This window comes from Yersinia aldovae ATCC 35236, from assembly GCF_000173735.1.
GTDB lineage: Bacteria > Pseudomonadota > Gammaproteobacteria > Enterobacterales > Enterobacteriaceae > Yersinia > Yersinia aldovae.
On record NZ_ACCB01000052.1, the window covers coordinates 17,639 to 29,251 of the forward strand.

The following is an 11,613-nucleotide window of genomic DNA, read 5'->3' on the forward strand; positions in this document are numbered from 1 at the left end:
AGGGGCTAACCGCCCCTTGGTTTTACTTCGTGACTCGCCTTATTTCATTCAAACGATCGACCAATCCACTAAGGCGCTGTGTTGGTGTCCGAATCGCACTGCTCAACACGGTATCGTTGCAATATAAGGTTAATCGCTCGCGAGCACGCGTTATGGCGGTGTAGACCAATTCACGCGTCAATACCGGCATAAAGGTGCCAGGTAATACCAACGCGGTATGCTCAAACTCCGAACCTTGCGATTTATGCACGGTCATGGCATAAGCCGTTTCATGGCTGGGAAGGCGGCTGGGTTGCACTGATTTTATCGTGCCATCGGGTAACTGGAAATGCACCCGCAGCTCCCCCTCACAATCTAGCAAGGCGATGCCGATATCCCCATTGAACAGGCCAAGCGCACTGTCATTAAGCCCGATCATCACCGGCCGGCCAACATACCAGCGGCCAGATGGCCCCGGCGCACGATCAATCAACCTGTTGCGATGTAACAGCTGCTCAATTCGCTCATTTAAGCCACTAACACCAAATGGCCCGGTGCGTAATGCGCACAGCAGTTGGTAACGGCCAAATGCCGCCAGCACTTCAGATGCATCCATACCCGCAGCAGCCAACTGAAGATAATGCTGATAACCGGTCATGCTGGCCTCCAGCAACACCTGATAATCATCTGTATCAACTAATGGAAAGCGTTCAACATCGCGATAAGTACCGTTTAAGACGGATAATGCCTCGCGATACTGACCGGCGTTAACTGCCAAAGCCAGTTGACCGATCCCCGACTTCTCATCAAAGCGATAGCTTTTACGCAGCAGGCACAGGCTATCGCGCACATTGGTCGCATCTTTATCACTACGGCCAACCGGAATCTCTCCGCTTAGTGCATATCCTGTCAGCCGTGTGAGCTGCTCAGCTCGCGAGTCGCTATAACCCAATTCAGCAAAACGGCAGATATCGCCCAGCACAGCTCCCGCTTCAACCGATGCCAGTTGATCGCGATCGCCAAGGAAAATCACCCGCGCTTTAGCCGGCAATGCCGCGATTAATCGCGCCATCATCGGCAAATCCACCATAGAAGCCTCATCCACCACCAGCACATCAAGACTTAACGGGTTGCCTTGATGGAAGCGCAGCCGCTGGCTATTAGGTTGAGCACCCAACAGACGGTGCAAAGTTGATGCCTGATCTGGAATCAATTTTCGCTCATTATCATTTAGGGCGAGCTGGCGGATGGCTTTACCCAATGATTCAGTCAAACGCGCGGCGGCTTTCCCTGTCGGGGCCGCAAGCTGGATGCGTAACCGTTGAGCCGAGTTAAGTTGTATCAGTGCAACCAATAGCCTGGCAACGGTGGTGGTTTTACCGGTTCCTGGCCCACCAGATATAACCGAAATCCGGCGGGTAACTGCAACGGCGGCGGCGACTTTTTGCCAGTCGACCTCACGCGTTGCCACACCAAATAAGCGGTCCAACGTCTCCTTGAGTAACGGCTCATCAATGAGTAGGGATTCATTGGTAGCCGTGATCAGGCTATCGCTGGCGATAAACCGCACCACATCCCCTTCGTATTGCCACATCCGTTGCAGATACAAACGTTCATTTTGTAATACCAATGGTGTGGGCTGCGAGCCATCACTGACGGCCGGTGAGCGTTGCAACACCTGTAACCAGCGCGGCTTATCAGGGGCACCGGCGGCCTGCCACAGTGCTTGAGATAAATCAGGTTGCCGCCCACCAAAAAACTGAGCGGGTTGCAGGCAACTTATCGGCAGACAAACATGCCCGGCCCCGGCTTCTGCGCTAAGTATTGCCGCAGCCAGTTGGAGTTGTGGGTCATCATCACCGGCAATCATGCGCGAAAACTGTAGATCCAACGGGCGTAGTAAGTGGTCACGAACCGCCTGAGCCAATAAAGCCATCATATTGACGCCGCCTCCTGACGATGGGCCTTACCGCTAAATACGCGATCCATTCCTTCAATCAGCTCCCACTCAGGGCGGCAACTGAAAATACCGTTAGCTGGATTTTGCGGCTCGACCCCACGCAAGAAGAGATAAATCACGCCTCCGAAGTCGCGTTCATAATCGTAATCAGCCAGACGATGGCGTAAATAGCGGTGTAATGCCAGCGTATAAAGCTGATATTGCAGGTCATAGCGATGTTCAGCCATCGCCTGAGCCATCGCATCGTAGGTATAGGCGCTGCTATCTTCACCCAGCCAGTTGGATTTGTAATCCAGCAAGTAATACTTGCCCTGCCAGCAGAAAACCAGGTCAATAAACCCTTTGAGCATCCCTCGGACTTGCTGAAAATCCAGTGCCGGGCATTGGCGAGACAGTGGGTCATAGTGCTTGATTAAAGCGTCTAATTCATTGGCACATAACAGCGTGTCGATGGGCAGATAGAACTGTAATTCCGCCAGTTTGCTGTGCGGCGTCAATTGCGCCAATGTCACACCGGTTTCATTAAGAGGCGTTTGTACAATGTCATTTAGCCACTGATACAACATCACTGACCACTGTTCGCCGAAGCCTTGTTGTTGAAGTTGCTCCGCCAGCCAGCCTGCGTCAATTGGCTGACTAAAATCGAGTGGTTCGAGTAAATCGTGCAAGAACGTCCCTGGTGCAGCCCCACGCGGGAAACTATGAGGAGTGAGACGAGACTCAGCCATTAATGCCTGCTCACCCACGACATCGATGTCCAGCCGTGGCAACAGTTCCTGAAGTGCAATATTCAACATCGGCACCACACCACCTTTGGTAGAGCCATGTTGCTGCAAACCGGAGTAACTGGTCACTCGCCAATGATCTTGTAGCTGTCGGGTAAACTGACGCGCGGCAAGTTCCGGTAAGGTTTCTGGCGCTGGCTGCCAGGGCACATCATCCAAATGCCCTGCGGGTGAAACGGAGATCTCACCGCCCTGTAACGCGGCCAATTCAGCTAACTTTTCAGACAGATATTGGGCATCACCCGCTTGCCCCCGCTGCACCAAATAGCCTAATGCGCTAAGGTGCATGTCACTTTCGCCCTGTTTTTTACGCCCACCTTTAATCAGCGGAGCAATACCAATGCTGCAATGATAGACCGCACGCGTTAGTGCCACGTAGAGTAATCGCAAATCCTCCGCCAGCCGCTCTTCTTCCGCCAGAGCCTGGCTCTCTGCATCGGCGTTTAGGTCAAGTAAGGCTTCAAAGCTGTGGCGATCATGATACAACACGTCTTGCTGCTGGCGGAAATTAGCGATAAAAGGCAACCAGACTAACGGATATTCCAGCCCTTTCGATTTGTGGATAGTGATGACTTGAACCAAATGGCGGTCACTTTCTAGCCGTAACTGCTGGTTATCTGACTGATGATTGGGTTGCGCGATTTGCTGCGCTAGCCAGCGGATTAGTGCGTGCTCACTATCTAGCTGTGACGCAGCCTCTTGTAACAACTCCCCCAGATGCAGTAAATCTGTCAACCGGCGCTCTCCTCCCGCGGTGGCTAACAAATTTTCGGCTACATGACGGCGTGCAATAATCTCCCGCAACATAGGCAGCACGCCACGGCGCTGCCAATGCTGACGATATCGGTCAAACTCATCGACCAGAGCATCCCAGGCGCGCTCATCGTGATTCAATGCATCCAGCATTTGTGCATCCAACCCCAACATCCCGGTCGCCATGGCACTGCGCAAGGCGCGCTCCTGCTCGGGTGCCAATACAGCTTGCAATAACCACAGCAGGTCTTTGGCTTCCGCCGTATCAAATACACTGTCACGATTGGATAAATAAACCGATGGAATGGCTAATGCACTCAGTGCATCGCGCACCAAGGCCGCCTCTGCCCGGCTGCGTACCAGAATAGTGATATCCGATGCCTGAACTGGCCTTGAGCCAGTTGCGGTGACTAAATTCGCCAGCCCCTGTTGACCGGCCGTTAGCCAGTCACGAATTTGGGCGGCGCACTGTCGCGCCATTAGTTGTTGGTACTCACTAACCCCAACACCTTCGCCCGATTGTAGCCAAAAGTGCATGGCTGGCTGTTTTTTCCCTTTAATTTCAAAAGACAGGCCGCTATTTTTTTCGGCTGCCGCCACATTAATAAATGGGATCTGTTCAAACAGAAAAGGGCTATCCACCAGACTGAATAGCCGGTTCACTGAACGCACCATCGGGAAAGAGGAACGCCAGTTAGTTTCTAATGTGTAGTGGGCGCTTACTTCGGATCGAGCGCGAATATAGGTAAAGATATCAGCACCACGGAAAGCATAAATTGCCTGTTTAGGGTCGCCGATCAACAACAAGCCACACTCACCTTGCCCGCCGTAGAGTGTATGAAAAATACGGTATTGTTGCGGGTCGGTATCCTGAAACTCATCAATCATCGCAACCGGATAACGAGAGCGAATGGATTGGGCCAATAACTCACCGCCCTGTTGCTGTAATGCAGCATCCAGTTTACTGAGCAAGTCATCAAACCCCAACTGTGCCCGCTGACGTTTCTCTTGCTGCACAGAGGTGCGAATTTCACTGATAGCACGGGCTAAAATCAGATCCCGAAGTGTCAGCGGCTGCTCATATATCGTGTCGATAACACTGAACAGCCCGTGTTGCGGGGCGGCACCCTTGTTAGTTTTTTCCAATAACACTGACTGGCGAAATTTTTCCAGTTCTTTAGGCAACTGATAATCACCCGTCTCTTGGTTTGCCCACTCACCCACTTTTTCCAGCCAGTTAGGAAGATATCTGGCGCTATAGCTGCGTTTATCAACACCCGAACCACTAATTAATACTTCCAGCTCATGAGCGGCCAAACGCCACTGTGTTTTTACCGCATCAATTTTCACCACGATTTGCTGATGCCGGCTCAGTATCGTTTCATTATCACCAGGGGCTTGGCGAAACGTTGGCGTTTCGCCTTGCAAATAAGTGGAAAGGTCTTTGAGTAATGCCTCTGGCCCACTCCATTCCTGACTAACGGCACGGGCCACCGCCAGAGGAAGCGGATAGCAATGACGCCGCCAGAAATCGGCGCACGCTTGCCGTCGTAGCGGTAGCTCGTCCTGCACCAGCGTTTGTTCAAATAAAATGCCAGACTCAAAAGCATTATTAACCAACATTCTCTGACAAAAGCCATGAATGGTGTAAATCGCTGCTTCATCCATCTGGCGCTCCGCTGCCAGCAATTGGGCAGCCGCTTCACTCAGATCGGCAATTTCAGCTAACAAAGCCTGATGCATTGGGTCAACACTGACTCCCCGCACGCAGGCGATACGCAACCCGTGAATATTGTCGCGAATTCGCCCTCTCAACTCTTCTGTTGCCGCTTCAGTAAAGGTCACCACAAGGATTTCCTCTACCATCAAAGGGCGACGAAATGCAGCATTGCCCCCTAATCCCAGCAACAACCGGAGATAAAGTACCCCGATGGTAAAAGTCTTACCCGTGCCGGCGGAGGCTTCAATCAGCCTCTCGCCGTACAAGGGCAGCGTCAGCGGCTCAAGCCGCTGGGGAGTGATTGATGTCATGGAGCCAAGACCTTCTGCGGCAAGGTCGCTTGCAAGGCTGATGTTGTGGGATAAGTTGTCCATCCATCAACAACAGCGTACCCGCCGCTGGATTGCCCCTGCCCCTTAACCTGAGAAAGCAGCGCCAAACCTTGCGGTTTGATGACCGCTTGCTGGAAGAAATCAGCCAACGCGGTGCTGTTAAGCTGTTTCACCTGAGCTATCATTTTCTCGCGGCTATCAAAGGCGAAATTATTACGATTGAAATCGTTACTAAAACGCCCGGCCTCTTCATCCAGCGTTTGTGGCCGTTGCATCAACTGATTGATAAGTGCTTGTTTATACTGCTCGAAATCAGCAGGTTTCATATCACGCAGGCGCTTTTCAGCTTGCGGATAGAAAGCGAGATAACGTTGATAAAGGTAAGCTGGTTGCTTGCTGTTGCTTTGCAACACGAAGCCTAACCCCCACTGCCGCCCAACCGGCATCGGGAAGGCGAACACCGCATAGCCTAGCTGCTCTTCAGTGCGCAGTTGGTCATAGAACCACGGTTGGATGATTTGCCCAAGTAAGGCGCTATGGGCCATGCTACTGATCTCGTTGTAGCCGGTGGGTACATAAACAGCCGCCAGTGCGGCATCCGAGCTGCTGCCAATGCGTTCCATATTGGCTAACTGTGCTTTATCCACCACCACATCTTCGCCTGTCCACCAAGTAGTACCGGTCAGACTAAGCTGTTTTTTCAGCGACTCGGTGAGTTCAGTGACTTGCTGAGCTGTCATGTTACCGACCGCTAACACTTCCACCGCCGATTGTTTCAGCAGGCTGTCGCGGTAAGTCACGACATCTTTTACGCTGATACTGTCGAGCAATTTACGCCGTTCGCTACGCTCCGAATAAGGCACTCGAGATAACATTTTCGCGGGTTGAATCGCCAATTCATAGGCTTTGCCTTTTTCGGCAACATCCAGTTGCTCCCGATACCAGGATTTAGCCTGGGCCAATTGATCTTCTGTCGGTGTAAAACCGGAATAGCCTTCAACCAATGAGGTCAACAACTGTGGCATACGCTGGGTGAAACCATTAGCGCTCACATACAAACCATTATTCGCAGCCGTTGAGAAGCTGATACCCCCAATTGAAGCCTGATAACTCAGTTCGTCGAGTGAAATGCCGGCCAGATAGTCTGTCAAAGCAAACAACACCTGATGACGGGCATTATCCAGCGCGTGTGGATTGCGGAAAGCTAACGCGATATCGGCTTTCGGTTCGTCAGCAAAATACTGGCTCGGCATATAAAACACCCGCAATCCCGGCTGATTGGCGACATTTTGTGGCCGGGTAATAGTTTTATCTGCTTTGATCAGCGTGAAGTTATCGGGGATATAGGGGTTAAGTGTAGGCAAACTCAGTGCCATGTTTTTACCCAGTTGCTGCCACGTTTTTATTTCCTGTGGGCTGATTTTAGCCACCTGATAAGGCGCATCGACAAAGTAGGCGACTTTATTGTGCGGCTCTTCCGGGCTGACATACCAGATACGGGCATTTTCTGGTGTCATTTCGGCCAGCCTGGCGGCAATCGCTTTAGGGTCATAATGGTCAGCCAAATAAGGGGCATCAAGTGTATGTGCAACAGGCACTCGCAGCATCATATCCACCAGCCACTCAATGTAATCCATGTCGCGGGTAATCGAAGGGTAGCGGAAATCAAGATTTAAAACATGAGCAATTTCATCAAAATAGCTCTTTTTGATCCCCTCTTTCTGCAACATATTGATGTAATCGAAGATGGCAGCGACGACAACGTCACGTTTGGCTAATCCTTTATCGGTCAGTGATACCGAGATGGAGAATACCCCTCCATTTCTGTCCACCATCGGGTCAGCACCCGCATTGATAGCATCGGCCAGGCCCTGTTTTTGTAACCAATCAGACAACGTATCTTTGCTACGGTTACCAATCAGATAGCTAATATAGGTATCTGTTTTACTACGGAATTCTGCGCTGTCATTCGCAATGCGAAAATCTATTTTTAACTGCTTACGCGGCTGGGCGGGAACATAGTGAATAATGATACCGGTTTGATCCGGGGTCACTGCTGGCACGGTAATCGGCGGCACTGTGGCATCCCAATTTGGAATTCGGCCAAAAGTATCTGCCGCTAATTGCGCTAACTGTTCCAGTGACTGGTTGCTATACAGCACTCCCACCACCAGGTTGGCCGAGTAATAACGATGGTAGAAGCTCAGTAACTCGTCATGTAATTTGCCATCGGGCTTGTCTTTCAGCGTCTCCAGATTACCGCCGGAGAAACGCGCACTTGGGTGCGCGGGATTTAACGTTTCGGCATTAACCTGTGCCATGCGCATACCGTCACGGGAACGGGCCATCGTCAATTCAGCATTAACCGCATTACGCTCACGATCAGCATTAATCGGGTCTAACAGGGGTTCGGCAATGGCATCGGCCAAGCGTTCAACCGCGGGTGCCAAAGCATCATTTTCAATTTCAAGATAATAAGCGGTGCGATAAGAAGCGGTGCTGGCATTATGGCTACCGCCATGCTTTTTCAAGAATTCAGAGAAACTACCAGGTTGCGGGAAACGTTTAGACCCCATCAGCACCATGTGTTCAAGATAATGGGCTAAACCCAGTTGGTTATTCGGATCTTCCAGTGATCCGACGGGCAGTGCCAATGCCGCCAGAGACTTAGGCGCTTGTGCATCAGAAACCAATAACACCGTCATACCATTAGGCAATTTTATTGCCTGATATTTACGCAGGTCATGTTCACTTTTGTGAATGGCCTCTGCCAGTGGTTGCCACCCCGGTTCCGCCGCCCAACTCAATGGAGCCAACAAACCCAGTAAGAAAAATAGGCCAATAATGCGCGCCAACTGTTTATGCATTCCGTTTCTCCCTTAACCCCTTAAAATTGCCGCTAAAGCACTTACTCATGCTCTCTTGTATAACACGCTTACGGTTGTATGGCCTGACACATGCAGTTTTACGCCTTATTATGACGGGCTATCGGTAATAAATAACGTTCCGTTTCGTGTAAAATCATGTCGAGATTTTGGTTATCCATCAGCCTGAAAACCCGTTGGATATAGTGATCTTGCCCCTCTCCCGCAACACGTTGGTCACCTTGCCAAGCCTGTAGCAGCTTCATTCGCGCCTTAGTTTGCGTTTCTTCATCCCACAAAATCTGGCCAGAATCGCTATCAAAACAGTGGCTCAACCACGCCCAGCCACTTTTGCTTAACAGTAATAGAGGCTCACACATACCCTGTTGATAACCCGCGATAAGTTGCTGTAAATAGTGGCGAGCATCATCGTGACCAAGAGCATCATAGCGCCATGCGGTTCCTTTGCGGCCATACATGCGACTTTCTCCTGCGCCCCCCGTGGCACAATAAACTAAGTGCTCAATCCATAATAACAGTCCATCCACTGCGGTCAGGGCCGCAGGACGCCAACGCACTAAACCATCCTCTTGAATCTGATGCATCCACCCTGTCAGGGTGATAGCACCAAACTCAATATTTAGCTCAATACTGTGATTTTCTTTGCGTTCAGCACGAATTTGCTCAGCTAATGGCACCATTTCTTCTTGCTGACTTTCCCAGTAAAGCTCACCAAAAGATCCATAAGGAAGGCTACCGGCGGCTCTGGCCCGGGTGAATACCGTATTAATATCGCCTTCATCTATCAAAACATTCAACAACTGCGTATTGAATTGATAGCGATTAAGGTTATCTAAGGTGAATGGCTCTTCATCGGACAGCTCGGTTTCTTCAATAACAAAGTTTACCCCCAGCCGTAACTGGAAAAAGGCGCGCACCGGATGACGATAAAAACGGATTAACTCATCCAGGGTAACTTCAGACAAAAGCTCAGGTGCGAGTACTTTATTAAACTCAGGATGCGCCTGCCCTTTGGATTCAGCCGAAGGCAGCCATTCCGCAGCATAACTTTGTAACTCGCTATTTTTAATGAAATTTTCTGGCGCAAATGGCATGCGTGGATGCCAGCATAACAAATGCTCGATAACCCGACCGGCACTGTCATCGGCACTGAGCCATTCATCCCCCGGTAAGCGATAACTTTGCGAGATGTATTCAATTAATTCACTCACCAGGACGGAAGGGTAGCGCTTGCTGTTGTCCTGAATCGAGCGGCCAATGTAGCTGATATAGAGCTGCTGCTGCGCCGAAATAAGTGCTTCCAAGAAAAGATAACGGTCATCATCACGGCGACTACGATCCCCACGTCGTACCTGTTTAGCCATAAGATCAAATCCCAGTGGCGGCAACGTGCGTGGGTATACACCGTCATTCATGCCCAATAAGCAAACCACCTTAAATGGAATCGAACGCATCGGCATCAAAGTACAGAAGTTAATCGGGCCAGCAAGAAAACGCTGGCTGATACGCTCATTGTCTAACCGGCCTGCTAAGTCATCTCGCAATAAATTAAGCGGCACCCTCTCTGGATACTGCGCCGCAATGCCGTAGCTAATCACTTTCTGCCACTGTTGTTCAATCAACACCAGCACCGCTTCGGTATCATTATCAGGTTCAAAAAAGGTATCCAATAGTTGGCGACACAAGGGCAACCATTCACTCAGCACGCGGGGTTCGCTTAACCGCTGCCGCCATTGGCTCAGTTGCATCAGCATATCGGCCAATTGCCCGGCCAGTTCCGCCGCCAGGCCGCTCGATTCATCATAAGGCAGCACGCCTTGCCAATCCCCAGCGGTGCTGTCCATTGCATAGCCCAGCAGCATACGGGTTAAACCAAAATGCCAGGTATGCTGCCCAGTCGCGGGCAGGGATAACTCCCGTACATTGTCATCATCCAGCCCCCAGCGGATGCCTGACTCACCAACCCAGTGCCGTAAACGCCGTAGGTCATCTTCAGCAATACCAAATTTATTCGCTAAAGCAGGGACGTCCAAAAGTGCGAGAACGTGCTCAGAGGTAAAGCGGCTCTGAGGTAAGTCAAGCAATGTAATAAATGCCTGCAAAGCAGGATGTGCCTGACTGGCTTTGCGGTCAGAAATTGCAAACGGCAGATAGCGCTCACCGCTTGCATTGCCAAATGTGGCCTGAATATAGGGGGTATAACTGTCAATATCTGCGACCATCACAATGATGTCGCGTGGAGTCAGTTCAGGATTTGCCGCCAGTAGCCCCAACAGACTGTCTTGTAGCACTTCGACTTCACGCTGAGGGCTGTGACACACATGCAGGCTGAGAGAGCGATCGGATAACGCCAGCAGGCGCTTTCCCCCACTGTGGGCTAAGGTTTCCGGCGAGGTGCCAATAACCGCGTGGTCTTCCAGCTCCAAAATATCGTGCTGAATCCCTTGTAACAGGTTATCTGGCTCGATATCGACAAAAGCATGAACCTCTTGAATATCATCAACCTGAGACAGTAAAAACATATGGTCACGCCCCAACCGCCCCCACGAAGCCAGTAGTGGATTAGTCAGATCCTGTTCTCCATCAGCATTAAACAACTGCTCTGCTTGCTCTGGGTTTCTAAACAGGTTTAATTCAATCGATTCACGATAGTGGCGGCGTTTACGGCTTTGTAGTTTAGCGAGAAAGGCATAATCCTGAATATCACCCCAGAAATAGCGGCAGGGGTTAGTAAACATCAAATGAATATCAATGTGTTTACCCAATGCTTGTAGCGCCTGCAAATAAACAGGGGGCAGAGCCGAGATACCACAAATAAACACCCGTTTAGGTAAACCTACGGGGCAAACATCTGATTCGTGCAACGTGCGGATAAAACGCTGATAGAGATTGGCACGGTGCCATTCAGGTTGTTCTAACTGGCGGGTATAGCGCGTTAACTCCACCCATAACAAAGCCTGCCATTGTTGGGCTTCGTCCAGATTGTCAATCAGTTGCCCACGCTCCCAGCTATCAAGCCATTCAGGGCGATAGACCAGATATTGGTCAAAAAGGTCTGCGACCCGTGCTGCAAGTTGGTGAATCTTGCGTTTGTCGTCATCGTCACTTAAATAGCGTTTCATTGAGGAAAATACCGGATTTTCCAATAAATCCGGCAGCAGCCACATCAGTTTCCATGTCATAGCATCTTTGCTAAAAG

General features: G+C 50.7%; 4 protein-coding genes. All 4 read right to left on the reverse strand.

Features of this window, described 5'->3' with window-relative positions:
* Nucleotides 1-22 precede the first annotated feature (22 nt).
* Nucleotides 23-1,918 carry an exodeoxyribonuclease V subunit alpha gene (gene recD, locus YALDO0001_RS17620; RefSeq protein ID WP_042840445.1) on the reverse strand — a complete coding sequence of 632 codons (1,896 nt, stop codon included), beginning with the start codon at nt 1,916-1,918 and terminating at the stop codon, nt 23-25.
* On the reverse strand, nt 1,915-5,508 hold the full coding sequence (recB, locus tag YALDO0001_RS17625) for an exodeoxyribonuclease V subunit beta (RefSeq protein WP_049596078.1): 3,594 nt from the start codon (nt 5,506-5,508) through the stop codon (nt 1,915-1,917). Before recB ends, recD begins: the two co-directional genes overlap by 4 nt.
* Complete coding sequence (ptrA, locus tag YALDO0001_RS17630; RefSeq protein WP_004705143.1) at nt 5,505-8,396, reverse strand: pitrilysin; 2,892 nt, start codon at nt 8,394-8,396, stop codon at nt 5,505-5,507. Before ptrA ends, recB begins: the two co-directional genes overlap by 4 nt.
* 98 nt (nt 8,397-8,494) lie before the next feature.
* Nucleotides 8,495-11,613 (reverse strand): exodeoxyribonuclease V subunit gamma (recC, locus tag YALDO0001_RS17635; protein WP_042840452.1); only part of this gene is annotated, 3,119 nt, incomplete at its 5' end.

Coding starts and splice junctions, on each gene's coding strand:
- ptrA (WP_004705143.1), bottom strand. CDS start 8,396: ATGCATAAACAGTTGGCGCGCATTATTGGCCTATTTTTCTTACTGGGT.
- recB (WP_049596078.1), bottom strand. CDS start 5,508: ATGACATCAATCACTCCCCAGCGGCTTGAGCCGCTGACGCTGCCCTTG.
- recD (WP_042840445.1), bottom strand. CDS start 1,918: ATGATGGCTTTATTGGCTCAGGCGGTTCGTGACCACTTACTACGCCCG.